Raw genomic sequence first — 15568 nt, forward strand, 5'->3', positions numbered from 1 at the left:
GAAGGAGGAATCCCACGCACCGCCGTTCTGACGCTCCGATATAGAGATTCCCTGTCCGTCCGGCAAGCGGGTTCGTGCCTCGGAATGACAACCATACTAAAGGAATGACAGATAACAAACAAAACCCCAAAAAAGATGCCCCAAGATCCGTGCGCCCTTCCTGTAGAAAAAATCCTCGCCCAATTCGGCAGCGATAGCGAACACGGTCTTGAAAAAGAAGAAGCCAGAAAGCGTCTTGAAAAATACGGACTGAACCAAATTCCCGAACAAGGCACTAAAAGCCGCTGGCGAATATTGGCCGATCAGTTGTTCGATCCCATCATCTATATTTTGGCCGTAGCGGCCGTACTCGCATTTTTCTTTAGTGATTTGTTGGAGGGTTTCGCCATTATCGTTGTAATCCTGATTTCAGTAGGCATCGGATTTTTTATGGAGTTGCAAGCCATCCGTTCCTTGGAGGCATTGCGGAAAATGGGCCAAGCGATGATTTATGTCATCCGCTCGGGAAAAAGAATCAAGATCAAAGCTGCAGAAGTTGTTCCGGGCGACATAGTACTCATACAAACCGGGGATGTAATCCCTGCTGATGCCCGATTGATGACAGTTGATGTGCTATCCGTAAAAGAATCCGCCTTAACGGGAGAAAGTATTCCGGTAACCAAAAAAACCGAGGTGTTAAAAGAAAAGACCTCGATTACAGAACGGACCAATATGGTCTTTAGGGGAACAATGGCCGTTACGGGATCGGGCAAGGCTGTGGTAATTGCCACCGGGAAAAATACCGAACTGGGCAAGATCCAACAAATGGGCGTGGATGCGCATAAGGAACGCACGCCTTTGGAAAAGAAACTGAACCAATTGAGCAAATGGCTGATCTGGTTGACCCTGTTTTTTGCCGTCTTGATTGTGGTTACGGGATATATTCGCGGAAAAGACCTGTTACTCATGATTGAAACGGGCGTGGCACTTGCCGTGGCGGCCATACCCGAAGGACTCCCCATCGTAGCCACCATTGCTTTGGCTCAGGGGATGCTGCGCTTATCGAAAAAAGATGTTATCATCAAAAAATTGGAGGCCGTTCAGACCTTGGGCGCGACCGATATTATCTGTACGGACAAAACTGGCACGCTGACCGAGGACCAAATGAAGGTGCATACCGTGGTTCTCGGTACTGAATCTTTGAGCGGAGTGTTTCCCACCAAATCAGATGTCTTGAATTCTGAAAGCAAATATGCGGCTTTTGAGAAAATGATAATGGCTTCCATTCTCTGTAATAATGTTGCTGCTGACGATGAAGACGGGCAGGGCGATTCCATTGAACTGGCCTTGATACATTTCGCTAACCGTTTGGGCTACGACACGGCCTCCATCAAAAATGAACATCGCGAAAAGTTCGAACTTCCCTTTGATGCCGAGCGCAAATTGATGGCGACCGTCAACCGGAACAAAGCTAGTTTCGAAGTATTTGTAAAAGGAGCATTTGAAAGTGTGATGCCCCATTGCGATTCTTATTGGGATGCATCAGGAAGAAAACCCTTCGACCAAAAAGAAGCATGGAACAAAAAATTGGACGGATTGGCATCCCAAGGACTGCGCACTTTGGCTTTTGCCTTCAAGGAAGTACAGGAAATTCCAAAGAAAAATTACCTGTTAAAAAACCTTACTTTTTTAGGTATTATCGGTTTTATCGATCCCGCGCGAGCGGATGTAAAACCGGTCATGGATATCTATAAAAAAGCGGGCATACGAGTTGTGATGGTAACGGGAGACCATCCGGGCACTTCCCGAAAAATAGCGGAAGAAGTAGGTTTGTTGGAACCTGATTCCTCAAATGAAAAAGTCCAATTAGGGAGAAATCTTCAAAACAGCTCGGACGATAATGGTAATCTATCCATTGAATTGGGCAAGGCCTCAGTTTTTGCAAGGGTAACTCCCGAGCAAAAATTGAATTTGGTATCCATGTACCAAAAGAACGGTCATATCGTAGGGATGATCGGCGATGGCATTAACGATGTGCCCGCCCTGAAAAAAGCCGATATTGGCATCGCGATGGGTATTCGTGGCACCGAAGCCGCGCGTGAAGTAGCGGATGTGATTCTAAAGAACGATAAATTTACGGCCATTGAACTGGGCATCCGGCAGGGTAGGGTGGTGTTTCAGAACATCCGTCAGTTTGTGGTATACCTTTTGTCTTGCAACCTTGCCGAGATTCTATCCGTGGGCTTGGCGGCATTATTCAATTTACCCGCACCATTGTTGCCGTTGCAAATATTGTTTCTCAATTTAGTAACCGATGTCTTCCCAGCTTTGGCACTCGGGCTCGGAAAGGGGGAGGCCGATATTATGGAGCAACCGCCCAAAAACCCAAACGAACCTATCATGAGCCGTCAAGATTGGTCGGCGACCGCAGTTTATGGACTTTGCATTAGTGCCGCCGTACTCGGGGTCGTAGCCTATGGAAATTTTGTATTGGAATTGTCAGCAAATACAATCAACAACATGGCATTTTATACCTTGGTCATGGCACAGTTGTTCAACGTTTTCAACATGCCCAAACGGCAAGAATCGTTTGTTAAGAACGAAGTGACCCAAAACGTTTGGGTATGGGGCGCAATTGTACTTTCATTGTTGATTACCATTGCCGCCTATCTGATACCGCCCGTGGCGGATGCACTTTCTTTACAGGCCTTGTCCTTTGAACTAGTTGTTACCGTTGTTGGGTTTGGGCTGGGTTCTTTGGTGCTAGCGCAGTTGCTGAAGCGTGTTGCGTAGTTTTTTAAATTGAATCTTTTGATAAGACCAACCCCCGTTTTTTGTCATTCCGACGCAGGAGGAATCCCACGGCCAGTTGCGCCCTGCTGTTCCGAAAAACAGATTCCTCGTGCCTCGGAACGAAAAAACCTTGGTATTACTTTCCGAAACCATCAAGATCTGTGTTATCTCACATAACCTGAATAGTTGAGAAATACTCCTACTACCCTTAATCCGCTTAATGGCATATTTCAAAATAGCCTCCAAATTACCATTGCCGCACTTTCATAACTTGCAAAACGAATGCCGATAAACTACATTTGACATGCATGTCAAATGAAACGAACCGGAATCTTAGCATCCCCGAATTATGAGCGACCAAGTAAACTATGCCCCCTTTTTCGAATCGATATTTGAGACCGCTGTTGAAGGCATATTGGTCGTCGGAGAAAAAGGAAACATTAAAATGGCAAATGCGGCCAGCGAACTTATTTTTGGGTATGGCAAGGGCGAACTGAACGGCAAGGGCATCGCCGAGCTTATTCCCGAAAAATTCAGGAAATCGCATCGCGATCATGAACTAAAATATACCGAAAAACCCAAAAAGCGGACGGTAAGCAAACAAATAGACCTGTGGGGTCTTAAAAAAGATGGAACTGAGTTCCCCATTGACATCAGTCTTACCCCTAACAACTTTGACGGCCAATTCGTGACCGTTGCTTTTTTACGGGATGCCACCAATCGAAAAAAAGACACCTCTCTTTTGGAAAAATCGAACACCGTACTGACCGAGACCAACCGAAAGTACAGCACCTTGATCGGTAACCTTAGGGGCATCGTCTATCGCTGCCAGAACGATCGCGACTGGACTATGGAATATATAAGCCAGGGATGCGAACGGATCACGGGCTATACTCCAAAAGAATTTTTGGAGGGCAAGGTGCAATTTTCACATATCACTTTTAAGGAAGACCAAAAAGAGGTTTGGGAAATTACGCAAAAGGCTTTGGAGAAAAAAGAACCCTTTAGCCTTGCCTTTCGGATAAAGGATAAGAAGGGCAGGGTAAAATATATGCGCGAGCTAGGTCAGGGCATTTTTGACGAGAAAGGAAATTTGATTGCCCTGGAAGGTTTTATGGCCGACATCACACCCCAAAAAGAGGCCGAACTAGAAGTGCGTGCCAACGAGGCCAAGAACAAGGCCTTGCTAGAAGCAATGCCCGATATGATGTTCATACAGGATTATAAGGGAAACTATCTCGATTTTTATGCCCCAGAACCTGAAAAACTGCTCGTGCCCAAAAAAGAAATTATCGGGAAGAATATGAAAGACCTTTTGCCATCAGCGGTGTACAAAAAAGTAAAAGCGGCGATGGAAAAGGCTATTGAAGGCAAAGAGCTACAGATTATCGAATATGCCATGGGCGATGCGGTCGGCCAACGGATGTTTGAGGCGCGCATCATAAACCTTAACAACCATGGGGTCTTGACTATTGTCCGCGATATTACTGAAAACAAACAAGCGGCACTTGCCCTTAAAAAAGAGAAAGATACCCTGAAACAATACCTCGATACGGCCGCATCGATTTTCGTGGTCATAGGTACTGATCACAAAATAAGGTTGATCAACCAAAAGGGTTGTGAAATACTTGGTTTTACAGAAGATGAAGTCTTGGGCAACAGTTGGTTTGATAGGTTCATCCCGAAAAGGGAACAAAAAGAAATGATCGTACTATTCGACAAAGTACTCCAAGGAAAAATACCGTTCGAAGAACATTTTGAGAACGATATTGTGACCAATGAAAAACAGAAAAGGTTGATCCAATGGCGCAATGCGATTATAAGGGATACTGCGGGAAAACCAACGGCAATCTTAAGCTCAGGGGTAGATATTACCGAGGCAAGAATCCTACAGAACGTCCTGAACACTAGAAATAGTGCCTTGGAGGCCGCTAGCAATAGTATCATTATTGTAGATACCCAGACCGAAGACCTTCCGATTATCTACTGCAACGATGCTTTTTGTGCGATGACCGGTTACGCAGAACATGAGATTTTGGGCAAGAACTGCCGCTTTTTACAGTCCGATGATAGAGAACAAGAGCAGGTGGATGTCATCCGTCAGGCGATTGTTGCCGAAAAGCCTTCGGAAACGATATTGCGTAATTATAAAAAAGACGGCACCCTTTTCTATAACGAATTGACCATAACCCCCGTAAAGAACGATCAGGGCAAACTGACGCATTTCATAGGCGTTCAGAACGATGTAAGCGAACGGATCAAGGAAGAACAGCTCAAAGACGAAATACGAAAAATTTTAGAGATGATCGCCAAGCGAGGGGCTTTGGAGGAAATTGGCATTGCCATATTAAAAGCATTGGAAGGTCATTTAAAGGGTTGTGCGGGATCTATCTTAAGGTTGGATCCGAAGGAGAAAACGCTACACAAATTGGCAGCACCAAATCTTCCGAAAGGGTTTTGCGATGCCATCGAGGGCTTAAGGATCGGGCCAAAAGTTGGTGCTTGCGGTACGGCGGCATACCTGAAAAAAGAAGTGATTACAGCCGATATTGCAACCGATCCCCTTTGGGCCGATTATCGGGCGGTAGCCTTAGACCATGGGTTGCGCTCCTGCTGGTCGTTTCCCATATTTTCTCCGAATAAAACGGTATTGGGTACTTTTGCCGTTTATTGTGAACAGCCCAAAAAACCGACAAAAGCGGATCAAGAGATGATTGCCGACCTAAACCAGTTGACCAGCGTGGCATTGGAACAGCACCAAATACATCAACAATTGGATAAAAGCCGTTGGCTGTTACAAGATTATGCAAAAGAACTTGAACAGACCGTTACGGAGCGCACCGACGAGCTCAAGGCCGCCGTACAAAAACTGGTAGCGACCAACGTAAAACTCAAAGATCAGGTACAAGAGACCCTAGCGGCCGAAAGCAGGGCTTTAGAGAGCCAAGCGATGTTTGCCGCCATTTCAAAAAACTTTCCTAAAGGGGTCATCATCGTGTTCAATGCCGATTTTGAAGTCGCCTATATCGATGGGGGAGAAATACAGCGTATGGGCTTTGATAAAGCCCAATTTGAAGGATTGTGCATCGATGACATCGACATCTTTTCAAAAAAACGGATAGAAAGAATAAAGAAGGATGTTAAAAAAACCTTTGAGGGCGAACAGCTCTCTTTTGAAATAAAGTTCAGGAACAAGGCCTATACCGTGAATACGTCTTCCTTGTTATCCGGAAACAATGAAGCGCAATGGGCACTTTTCGTTTATAACGACATCAGCAAACAAAAACAGGCCGAAGAAGATATCCGCAACGCCTTGGTACGCGAGCAGGAGCTTAACGAACTGAAATCTCGATTTATTTCCATGGCCTCGCACGAGTTCCGCACCCCTTTAAGTGCCATAAGCACTTCGGCCATATTGATAGGCAAGCAGAATATGCCCGGAAAGGAGGAAAAACGTGAAAAGTATGTGGAACAGATACAGAAGAATGTGCGTAATTTGGTAACGATATTGAATGACTTCTTGTCCTTGGGCAAGTTGGAAGAGGGCAAGGTACAGGCCAAGCCCGAATTCTTCGATTTGGTCGAATTCGCTAACGATCTGGCCCTTGAAATGGAGCCCAACAGAAAACGTGACCAGAAGATAATGGTTTACGTGAACCGGGAGTCCATCCAAGTGTATCTAGATTCCAAACTGATGCAGCACATCTTGAGCAACCTTTTGAGCAATGCCATCAAATATTCCGACGAGGGCGATACCATTTCGGTTATGCTGAAAAGTGGAAAGAAAACCGTTAAAATCGAAGTTTCGGATGAGGGTATCGGTATTCCCAAAGAAGAACATGACAATATGTTCCAGCGGTTTTTCAGGGCGGAAAACAGCACCAATATTGAGGGTACGGGCCTAGGTCTGAATATTGTAAAACAATACACAGAACTCATGGGCGGAAAGGTAGGTTTTGAAAGCGCATTGGGAGAAGGCACGACGTTTTGGGTGGAGTTTAAAGCCCCCTAACCCCTGAAGGGGGAATTATTTTGGTTATGAAAAAATAAAGGAAAAAAGTTCGAGATACGAGGTACGAGTCTTTTTTATCCTTCCGACGCAGGAGGAAACCTTCACAACGCGCGTCCATAACCTAAAAAAATTACCTTACATCTGCTATATGCCGCAATTCTTCCTTATCCAGCAAAACGATCCTTCGGCCACGACCCATGGTTATCAGGCCTTCTTCCTTGAATTCGGAAAGGCTGCGGATCGCGGTCTCGGTAGCGGTGCCGACAATGCCCGCAAAGTCTTCCCTCGGAATATCGATACCCTCGTTGGGCAAATCCTTTATAATGCCTTTGGCGTACAGGTTCAATAAGGTCTTGGCCACACGCTGCCGAACGCTTGAATAGGCCATGTTGACCAGTTGTTCCTGCACTTCCGCCAGATTGTTGCCAATGATGTCCATAAACTTTTGTGCTACCTCTTTGTTGTCGTTAAGCAGATGAATGAAATCTGATTTGGGAATGTGGTACACCTCGGAATCCTCCATAACCATGGCAGACTCCAAATAAGTGCCTTTTTGGTTCATCAGGGACAATTGCCCCATAAAATCGCCCGCTTTAAGGATTCCGGTAATAAACTCCTTGCCCGATTCGGTCGATTTGTACGTTTTTGCCGTTCCGCTCTCGATAAGGTACAAGGTGTGCGCGCCATCGCCTTCCATAAAGATAAAATCCTTTTTTTTATACGTTTTAGGGCGATAATCCCTTGAAATGGTTTCGAGGTTCAGGTAGTGGCCGGCATCCTGAAAAAAATCGTTGATACCCTTTATGTTCCTTGAAAACTCCTTCCGTAGAAAATCGTTCTTTTTCAAGCGGCTTTCGATGGCATCCAGAAGCTCAAGTTCCTCAAAAGGCTTGGTCAGGTAATCATCGGCACCGAGGTTCATACCTTTTCTAAAATCGCTCCTATCGGTTCTGGCCGTCAAAAAAATAAAGGGAATACCGGCCGTTGTAGCATCCTTGCTCAATGCGTCAAGTACTTCGTAACCGTCCATCACGGGCATCATAATATCGCAAAGAATAACATCGGGATGGAACTGTTTTCCTTTTTCGATACCTATTTTTCCATTTTCGGCGGTCGCCACCGTATAATTGGAAAATTCCAGAATATCGGCCGTGTTCTCCCGAACATCTTTGTTGTCTTCTATTAAGAGTATTTTTTTCATTTTCCAATAGGTTTTAGTGCCTGTACAAAATAATTGGTTTTGGGGCGGACATTGTTATTTTTCTTGATTACATCATTCCGTTGTAGTTTCTGAGTTCGATGATGTATCGAAAAAATTTGATCGGTAATTGTTCAACTACTCCTAAAAAAATCACTCCAAAAGCTGCTCCGGTTCACTCCTACGAAAGTTTCTTAAAACCCCTGAAACATTGGAAAGTTTTTTGACGGCGAAGGTCAACAGCATTTTTTGTAAAATGCCTTTTGTACCGCCAAGCAATTGGGTGGGGTAGAAGTTGGCCTTGGTGCGGTTTAGATGTAGTTTAAAACTCTCGGTATCGATTTCGCGCCTTAGTTTCAATACCTTAAGCCGTTCGTCGACTTCCTTAAAAGAACTGTACCTGTTTTCCATATCAATCAAAATATAGTTTGGAGAATTTACGTAGTAAGGACTTGTTCAGGCTATCCCGAAAAACAAAGCAAATAATGGTGATCAGTATATAGAATGCTCCTGTGATTATAAAACCGAGATAGAGACTGCCGAGTAATTCGTTTAAGGCCAATGACACCCCCAATGAAGGGATGAACAGGGCAAGTATCACAATGGCCGCTATCAAAAAACCTTGGGCCATGGTAGTAACCAACCCCATCAATACCTTAAAAACCTTGAGTTTCAGGTATTCCGCGCTGTTTTCGAGATAAGACCTCACATCGACCTCGGCTTCCGTGAGGTCCTGCTTCAATTCTTCGAAGGCCATGGGCGACTATTTCTGTAATTGGGCGTTTTTCTTTTTGAGGTCTTCGAGTTTGCGCTCCAAGGTCGCGATAATGTCATCGGCCTTATAGCTCATGGTCGAGATGGCCTCGTCTAATTTTTGGTCGAACTTGTCTTTTTGTTCCGCGGCCGATTTGGTCAGTTCTTCCTTGGCATGGTGCATGCGGTCGGTCAGATCGTGTTTGGTATCCACGGCCTTGTCCCTAATCTTGTGTCGGGTTTCGCTACCCTTGTCGGGAGCATACAAAATGCCGAAGCCCGCACCAATGGCGGCACCTGTTAACAGCGCCAATAAAATGTTCCCACTACTATCGTTTGACATAATTTCTGGTTTTTAAATGAATATTAGGTTTATTGGGATAAAAATACCTTGGCAATGGGAAACGGGGAATGACCTTAGTCAGTATCGCAACTTATTTTGAACTCGTTTAAAATTTTTAGATAAACGAATTCTTTAAATGACCTAGATCATTTTGGGCATAGTAGTTGTGAAGTAACTTGCAATTGAATTGCCGAGAACACACCAGCCTAAGAAATAGTGTATTCTCAAATGATGTATGATGAAAAAGTCCATTCGGGCAACGGCAACAAAGTATGTTGTGCCCAAAGTCTTCGCCCAATTGACCGAAGTTGAACGGGCGATTAAAAATAGTACCAAAACCAATGATACCGAAACCCAGTTGACCCTGCTCGTAAAACTGGACGGTGCCAACTATGCCGATATCGGCCGCTACGAAGAAAAGAACAACAAACTAGAATCGTATTTGAAAGCCTTGTTGGGGCCAAATACCGAATTCGGATTTTTCTACAACCGCGAGATCGGGACTATTTTCGTCGCAGGCTCTTTATCCGAACAATTTCTACATGATATAGACGGTAAAAAAATCGGAGAGCTCTCCGAAGGCCCGTATGGAATATTACGGGGTTTGGGGATATCGGCACCCGAAGCGACGGATGCGGTCAAACGACTCGGCAAAGGAAAATATCTGCTTTTGGTCAGGGGCAACCGTTTCGCCCAAAATGATTTTGAGGCCATTTGGGACAAGACGGGTTGAAAGGATTTCTTTCGGGGGATTAGGCTTGTTAAAAACCTTCCATTTTTAAAAATACCGAACAGTAAAACGGAAATCGTACCTTTATGGGAACTTAAGGAAAAGGAACATGGAGACCGTAGATTTAAAAAAGAGCGTACTCGATTATATCGACAATGCGGACGAACGCCTGCTGAAGTTGATAAAGGCCCTTGTGGAAACGTATCAGGAAGATAAGAAAACAGATGCCGTGGCCTACAATATAGATGGCGAACCCCTTACTTTGAAAGAATATAACCAAGAATTGCTCAATGCGGAAGCAGAGATTGAAAACGGCAAGTACACCGCTCAAGAAGACCTAGAAAAAGAATCGGAGAATTGGTAATGGGAAAACTTAAGCCTATTTGGACCGATGGGGCAAAAGCACAGTTAAGGCAGATACATGATTACCTGAAATACGTAAAAAATACACCTCAGGGTGCGACCAATGTTAAGCGGGATATTTTAGCGGCCAGCAAGGGCGTTACCTATGCCGAACAATATCAAAAGGACGATATTAATCCGAATTACCGCAGAATAACCGTTAGACATTATAAGTTGATTTACAAAGTGCAAAAGGAAAGGCTATATATCCTTAGGGTTTTTGATACCTATCAAGATCCCGAAAAATTACAAGAGGGAAACGAATAATCCATTTAGCCAATAACCCTAAAACGCCCAAGGATACGTTTCGGGCAACTGCGATTTATCCACATACACATCCATCGCATGAACCCCCTCGGAAGTATCGATATGGATAAAGGCATCGTACCGTTCGGGCATTACGGAAGGTACATAATTGCCTATTTTCTCGTACTTGGGATGATAGACCACCCCGATGGCGCGGTGGCCGATAGGATCTTTAAATAAGGGGTTTCCTTTTAAGTCTTCCATGAACAACAATTGATTGCCTTTTCCGGTCCGGTGCAATAGGTATTCCCAAGAACCTTCAATGGCGGGCGGTACGTGCATGTTACGCATGGGTGCGCCCCACTCCGAACCTGCCACCACAGTACCTTGGTAGGATCCAAAACCGACGATCTTTGGGTTGAGGTGCGACAGTTCTTCCCGTACCAATTGGCCTACGTTTATGGTGTTGTCCAACGCCATATCGGTCGCACGGGCATCGCCAACATGGGTATTGTGCTCCCAAACAATGGCTTTTGATTTTCCACCATGAAAATGTAGCAACCGTTGAAGTGTATCCATCATGTGGTGGTCGCGAATATTCCAAGAGCTTTGGTTCGCATGCACCATGGAGCGGTAGTAACTTTCGGCATTTTTGGCGATGTGGGCGTTCTGTTCCATGTTCAATGTGGCCTCGATGTCGGTATTGAAACTTTGAGAGCGTTGTTTGATCTCTTGCAATAACGACACCACTTCATTTTCACAGGTCTTCGGGATAAAGCGTTGCAGGGATCGGGCATAGGCCATGCCCATTTCGTCGCCGAATGGCTCAAAACAGCCCATGGCCCTTTTGGCCGAAGGTACCAGAATTAGGTCATGGATCTTAAGATAATCGATGATCGCTTCCATCGATTCCCAAAGACTATAGACATCGAGTCCGTAGATACCGACCCTTTCATTGGCGGGCCGGTGTTCGTTATGGGTATAGAGCCAATCGGTCAAAGTCTCGATTTCCCAATTGGCCCACATCCACGTCGGCCATCGATTGAATTTCTTTAAAACGTCCACCGAATTTTGATGGCTGTTTCCGTAATGTTTTACATAGCGGTTTACCCGATAAAAATCGGGCCAATCGCCCTCTACGGCGATAAGATTGAATCCATGTTCTTCGATTAATCGCTTGGTAATGGCGGTACGCCATGTGTAGTATTCATGGGTGCCGTGCGATGCCTCGCCCAAAAGTACCAAGCTAGAACCGGACAATTTTTCGATCAACGGATCCAAATCAAGGGTGTTCTCCAATTTTTTGCCTACTTTTTTCAGGGCAGCTATTCTTTGTTCTTTTATGTCCATCGGTTTTATAATTTAAGGAATCAGGAAATAGGTGCTTCGGATGTTGTTTCGCCCATTAACCTTTCCAGTTTCTTTTTGGCATCGCCAATAATCTGGCTATGCCTGTAAAAGTCTTTCCAAGGATCTGTTTTTAATTTTAAGCGTTTAAAGACGGTATGGATATCGAAGGGCTGCGCATCCAATATTTGCGTTCCTACCTCGTTCCAGCTAAGCGGTAGGGCTACGGGCGCACCTTCCATTGCCCGAACGGAAAACGGACAAACGGCGGTCTGTGCATACGAATTGCGAAGGTAGTCTATGAACAACTTGCCGCTGCGCTGATGTTTTCGCAGTTGAACGGTAAATTCCTTAGGGTGTTTGTTCGCAAGATATCGGGCCACCGTTTTAGCAAAATCACGCACTTCGTCAAAGTTTTCGGCACGGCAAATGGGTACGACCACATGAAGTCCCGTGGAGCCCGTTGCCATGGGGTAGGTGGTAAGGCCCAATTCTTCTTCCAACAACCCGCGTAATAGTTTTGCGCTCGTTACTGCCGCATGAAAATTACTGTCCGGCGGATCTAGGTCGAATATCAACTTGTCGGGGTAGTCGATCTTGTCCGTTTTGCTCAATGTGACGTGAAAAGTAACGACCCCTTGATTGACCAGATAGAGCAAGGTCTCGACATTCTCACATACGACGTGGTTGACCCAACCGCCTTCCTTTTTTATTTCTACTGTCTTGATCCAATCGGGAAAATAGTCCGATGCGTTCTTTTGGTAAAACCCTTTGTGGTGTATGCCTTCGGGAAAACGGTGCAAGGTCAACGGACGATCTTTCATAAAAGGCAGCAAGGTATCGGCGATCCGCTCATAATATTGTGCCAGATCGCCTTTGGTGATCTTCGATTTCGGGAACATGACCTTATCGGCATGTGTTATTTCGAGTGTTTTCATTGTGATTCTGTTTTATTGTCATTTCCATCCCTTTTTTTTGATTGTCATTCCGAGGCAAGAGGAATCTCTTGAACGGAGAATCTGCACGTGGGATTCCTCCTTCGTCGGAATGACAAAAAAAGAAAAAATGGGGGGTGTTTGTCCAACATCAAGCATACGCCGGATAAAACTGCACCTTGATCTCATTTTTCACTTCGGTAACACCTGGGGCGTGAAAAGCGGCCTTTGTGGCATCGTCCTTTTCCTTGATGGAACTTACCGTGCCGGTCAGGGTCACCACCGAACCCTCTATTTTTACCAACACGTGCTGCGCATCGATATCGGCAGATCGCTCAAAAGCCTTCTCGATCTGTTCCTTGACTTCTTTGGGCTCTACTTTTTGAATGATCTCGATATTATTGACTACGCCCTTTACGCCCAAGAGGTTTTCTATGGTACGCTTGGCGGCATTTTTCTGGTATTTCCAAGTCACATCGCCAGTTAGGACAATATAGCCATCATCTACTTTGACCAGTATCTTGTTATTTGGCACCGAAGCGTTCCATTCGAGGGCATTGACGGCAGCCTTGGCAATTTCCTGATCGGTCTTTCTATAATCGTCGCCGTACTTGATTTGAATATCCTCGGCAACGGCCTTAACGCCCGCAACGCTTTTTGCAGCTTTTTCGGCTGCCACCTTTTTCGAAAAGGCATCTACAAATCCGGTTAAAGTAACCACACCGTCTTTTACAATGACCCCGATTTCAGTCTCGTCGATATTGGGCTGGAATACCAGTTCGTCTAAAATGTCCTGTTTAATCTGTGCATCTGATTTCATGTTTTCTAGTATTTAATAATTAGTATTTCCTTTTTTTATCTTTTTCTGTTTTTGCTGTCATTTCGATTCCCACCGTATTGCCATTCCCAGGCACGAGGAATGACAAAAAATTGAACACAAAAACCCCCTACGCAAACTCCGGATACAATTGCACCACAATATCGTTTCGAACTTTCTTTACCCCAGGTGCCTTGTAAGCCGCATTTTCGGCCAGTTCTTTTTCTAGGTGCGAATGTACACGCCCTTTCAGTTGTACGGTTCGCCCATCAACTTGTACCCGAATGCCCTTGGCTTCAAGGTCGGCAGAACGCTCCAAAGCTTTCTGTATTTCCTTGCCGATATTCTCGGGCTTGGCCGTAGGCGTGATTTCGATATTGTTGATGACCCCCTTTACGCCCAATAGATTCTGAATCGTCCGCTTGGCCGCGTTTTTTTGGTATTCCCATGGCAATTCGCCCGTAAGGTAGATATACCCGTTATCGACTTTTACCATGACCTTTTCTTTAGGTACCGAAGCATTCCATTCCAGCGCATTGACAGCGGCCTTGGCGATTTCCTTATCTGTCTTCTTATAATTGTCGCCGTATTTCACTTCGATATCCTCGGCAACAGCCTTTACGCCCGCTACACTTTTGGCAGCTTTTTCAGCGGCCACTTTTTTGGGGAATTCGTCAACAAACCCCGTTAGGGTTACCACACCGTCTTCAACAATGACCCCGATCTGGGTCTCGTCGATGTTGGGTTGGAACACCAATTCGTCTAAAATATCCTGTTTGATCTGTGCATCTGATTTCATAATAATAGTTTTTATTTTCATTTCCGCGAAGGCGGAAATCTATTTAATTGAATATTGATTTTATCGTTTTCTGTGTTTTGATTTCATTCCCTTGTTTGTCTATCATTCCGATTCCCTCCGTATTGTCATTACTAGGTGTTTTGAGCCTGCCGAAGCGCACGACGAATCTCACGTGCAGTTGCTCCGTTCAACACATTCCCTGCCCGTCCAACAGGCGGGCTCCTGAATCGGAACGACAGCCAAAAGAACGGAATGGCAATAAATAGAATTCCCCATAAAAGTAATTCCACGATCCATCCTCCAAAATGACCCACATCAGTCTTGGAACATTTTAACATGAATTTTTTTTCCTGCCAAAAAAGATTTTGCAACTGATCTACGTCATTTTACCGATCGCAACAAGATTGCATTTTTGTTTATCCTAAAAAAATATCTATGGAAAAAACTATCGACTATAAGGGCCAAAAAGAGTTTTACACTTTTGTGGCGAGTACCTATTCCGATTTGCGAAAATTCAAAGAAGCAGGTAAAAAAGCCGCCTTCAACGAACTATTGTTGAAAGATCTTTCGCAGGTAAAACGATACATTACCAAACGGTTGAACACCGCTTTATCAAAGGGCAACTTGCCAATGGGGAAATACCGCACCAATGATTTTTTGGATCAATTGTTCATTGAGGTCTATGACCATTTTGAAGAAGTCAAGAACAAGAAGAACCTGTACCCATGGCTGTTCAAAAGGGCCGATACCATATTGGAAGATACAATCGTGGACGAGGAATTCGATGAAGTTTTTTTTGAGAACATCGATGATTTTTCAAAACCCGCTTGGGATGCAATGGAAGAAAAATTCAGTACCGATGGCGACGGCGATCTGGTCATGATGGAAGAACTGGACGATATATCATACAGAAAGAATGATTACGTACTGAACCATGTCTTTGTGCAAGACGATAACAATGAAATGATCGCCCAATTAGACGAGAAATGGGGCCAAGAGAATATCAGAAAACATGCCGATATGGTCTTGCACCACCTGCCCATGCCCATGCGAACGGTCTTTGAACTCGCTACCGAATACCATTTCAACGTGGAGGAAATCGCCCAAATACGCGACCAGAGCCTTGATGAAGTACAGCAACTTTTAGAACATGCCCGAAAAAGTCTGGAGATCAGTTTTTTCAATAGATATGCTATCGATAAATAGCACTTTAT

General features: G+C 44.8%; 14 protein-coding genes. 6 read left to right on the forward strand and 8 right to left on the reverse strand.

Going from position 1 to position 15568, the window contains the following annotated elements:
* The first annotated feature begins 135 nt into the window (after nucleotides 1–135).
* Together ES765_RS03295 and ES765_RS03300 are read left to right on the forward strand one after the other, a co-directional pair.
* Nucleotides 136–2772, forward strand: a complete 2637-nt coding sequence (locus tag ES765_RS03295; RefSeq protein WP_138111172.1) for a cation-translocating P-type ATPase — start codon at nucleotides 136–138, stop codon at nucleotides 2770–2772.
* Nucleotides 2773–3121: 349 nt separating this feature from the next.
* Entirely contained in the window at nucleotides 3122–6784 is a 3663-nt protein-coding gene (locus ES765_RS03300) for a PAS domain S-box protein (RefSeq protein WP_138111173.1), read from the forward strand.
* 130 nt (nucleotides 6785–6914) lie between these two features.
* Here ES765_RS03300 and ES765_RS03305 read toward each other — a convergent pair whose 3' ends face one another.
* The 4 genes from ES765_RS03305 to ES765_RS03320 form a co-directional block, all read right to left on the reverse strand.
* Nucleotides 6915–7985: a response regulator gene (locus ES765_RS03305; protein ID WP_138111174.1), complete on the reverse strand. Its 1071-nt coding sequence runs from the start codon at nucleotides 7983–7985 to the stop codon at nucleotides 6915–6917.
* Between the two features lie 150 nt (nucleotides 7986–8135).
* Nucleotides 8136–8393 carry a DUF6327 family protein gene (locus ES765_RS03310; protein ID WP_212744201.1) on the reverse strand — a complete coding sequence of 86 codons (258 nt, stop codon included), beginning with the start codon at nucleotides 8391–8393 and terminating at the stop codon, nucleotides 8136–8138.
* Between the two features lies 1 nt (nucleotide 8394).
* Nucleotides 8395–8739 carry a hypothetical protein gene (locus ES765_RS03315; RefSeq protein WP_138111175.1) on the reverse strand — a complete coding sequence of 115 codons (345 nt, stop codon included), beginning with the start codon at nucleotides 8737–8739 and terminating at the stop codon, nucleotides 8395–8397.
* A 6-nt stretch (nucleotides 8740–8745) separates the two neighbouring features.
* On the reverse strand, nucleotides 8746–9078 hold the full coding sequence (locus tag ES765_RS03320) for a YtxH domain-containing protein (protein ID WP_138111176.1): 333 nt from the start codon (nucleotides 9076–9078) through the stop codon (nucleotides 8746–8748).
* Between the two features lie 238 nt (nucleotides 9079–9316).
* Here ES765_RS03320 and ES765_RS03325 point away from each other — a divergent pair, with 238 nt between their 5' ends.
* The 3 genes from ES765_RS03325 to ES765_RS03335 all read left to right on the forward strand — a co-directional run bounded on the left by ES765_RS03325 (nucleotide 9317) and on the right by ES765_RS03335 (nucleotide 10477).
* Nucleotides 9317–9811: a hypothetical protein gene (locus ES765_RS03325; protein WP_138111177.1), complete on the forward strand. Its 495-nt coding sequence runs from the start codon at nucleotides 9317–9319 to the stop codon at nucleotides 9809–9811.
* Nucleotides 9812–9917: 106 nt separating this feature from the next.
* Nucleotides 9918–10172 carry a hypothetical protein gene (locus tag ES765_RS03330; protein ID WP_138111178.1) on the forward strand — a complete coding sequence of 85 codons (255 nt, stop codon included), beginning with the start codon at nucleotides 9918–9920 and terminating at the stop codon, nucleotides 10170–10172.
* Nucleotides 10172–10477, forward strand: coding sequence for a type II toxin-antitoxin system RelE/ParE family toxin (locus ES765_RS03335; RefSeq protein WP_138111179.1), 306 nt, complete (start codon nucleotides 10172–10174; stop codon nucleotides 10475–10477). The genes ES765_RS03330 and ES765_RS03335 overlap by 1 nt, the downstream gene beginning before the upstream one ends.
* Before the next feature lie 18 nt (nucleotides 10478–10495).
* Here ES765_RS03335 and ES765_RS03340 read toward each other — a convergent pair whose 3' ends face one another.
* The 4 genes from ES765_RS03340 to ES765_RS03355 form a co-directional block, all read right to left on the reverse strand.
* Nucleotides 10496–11806 carry an erythromycin esterase family protein gene (locus ES765_RS03340; protein ID WP_138111180.1) on the reverse strand — a complete coding sequence of 437 codons (1311 nt, stop codon included), beginning with the start codon at nucleotides 11804–11806 and terminating at the stop codon, nucleotides 10496–10498.
* A 20-nt stretch (nucleotides 11807–11826) separates the two neighbouring features.
* A complete protein-coding gene (ligD, locus tag ES765_RS03345; RefSeq protein WP_138111181.1) occupies nucleotides 11827–12741 on the reverse strand; it encodes a non-homologous end-joining DNA ligase in 915 nt (304 codons plus the stop codon).
* Between the two features lie 148 nt (nucleotides 12742–12889).
* Nucleotides 12890–13558, reverse strand: a complete 669-nt coding sequence (locus ES765_RS03350) for a BON domain-containing protein (RefSeq protein WP_138111182.1) — start codon at nucleotides 13556–13558, stop codon at nucleotides 12890–12892.
* A 127-nt stretch (nucleotides 13559–13685) separates the two neighbouring features.
* On the reverse strand, nucleotides 13686–14354 hold the full coding sequence (locus ES765_RS03355) for a BON domain-containing protein (protein ID WP_138111183.1): 669 nt from the start codon (nucleotides 14352–14354) through the stop codon (nucleotides 13686–13688).
* 435 nt (nucleotides 14355–14789) lie between these two features.
* Here ES765_RS03355 and ES765_RS03360 point away from each other — a divergent pair, with 435 nt between their 5' ends.
* On the forward strand, nucleotides 14790–15560 hold the full coding sequence (locus tag ES765_RS03360; RefSeq protein ID WP_138111184.1) for a sigma-70 family RNA polymerase sigma factor: 771 nt from the start codon (nucleotides 14790–14792) through the stop codon (nucleotides 15558–15560).
* Nucleotides 15561–15568: the final 8 nt, after the last annotated feature.

The sequence above is a fragment of the Maribacter sp. ACAM166 genome (genome assembly GCF_005771495.1).
GTDB lineage: Bacteria > Bacteroidota > Bacteroidia > Flavobacteriales > Flavobacteriaceae > Maribacter.

Bases quoted from the DNA above. Each gene is read 5' to 3' on its own strand.
- ES765_RS03295 (WP_138111172.1), top strand. From the start codon at position 136: ATGCCCCAAGATCCGTGCGCCCTTCCTGTAGAAAAAATCCTCGCCCAA.
- ES765_RS03300 (WP_138111173.1), top strand. From the start codon at position 3,122: ATGAGCGACCAAGTAAACTATGCCCCCTTTTTCGAATCGATATTTGAG.
- ES765_RS03305 (WP_138111174.1), bottom strand. From the start codon at position 7,985: ATGAAAAAAATACTCTTAATAGAAGACAACAAAGATGTTCGGGAGAAC.
- ES765_RS03310 (WP_212744201.1), bottom strand. From the start codon at position 8,393: ATGGAAAACAGGTACAGTTCTTTTAAGGAAGTCGACGAACGGCTTAAG.
- ES765_RS03315 (WP_138111175.1), bottom strand. From the start codon at position 8,739: ATGGCCTTCGAAGAATTGAAGCAGGACCTCACGGAAGCCGAGGTCGAT.
- ES765_RS03320 (WP_138111176.1), bottom strand. From the start codon at position 9,078: ATGTCAAACGATAGTAGTGGGAACATTTTATTGGCGCTGTTAACAGGT.
- ES765_RS03325 (WP_138111177.1), top strand. From the start codon at position 9,317: ATGAAAAAGTCCATTCGGGCAACGGCAACAAAGTATGTTGTGCCCAAA.
- ES765_RS03330 (WP_138111178.1), top strand. From the start codon at position 9,918: ATGGAGACCGTAGATTTAAAAAAGAGCGTACTCGATTATATCGACAAT.
- ES765_RS03335 (WP_138111179.1), top strand. From the start codon at position 10,172: ATGGGAAAACTTAAGCCTATTTGGACCGATGGGGCAAAAGCACAGTTA.
- ES765_RS03340 (WP_138111180.1), bottom strand. From the start codon at position 11,806: ATGGACATAAAAGAACAAAGAATAGCTGCCCTGAAAAAAGTAGGCAAA.
- ligD (WP_138111181.1), bottom strand. From the start codon at position 12,741: ATGAAAACACTCGAAATAACACATGCCGATAAGGTCATGTTCCCGAAA.
- ES765_RS03350 (WP_138111182.1), bottom strand. From the start codon at position 13,558: ATGAAATCAGATGCACAGATTAAACAGGACATTTTAGACGAACTGGTA.
- ES765_RS03355 (WP_138111183.1), bottom strand. From the start codon at position 14,354: ATGAAATCAGATGCACAGATCAAACAGGATATTTTAGACGAATTGGTG.
- ES765_RS03360 (WP_138111184.1), top strand. From the start codon at position 14,790: ATGGAAAAAACTATCGACTATAAGGGCCAAAAAGAGTTTTACACTTTT.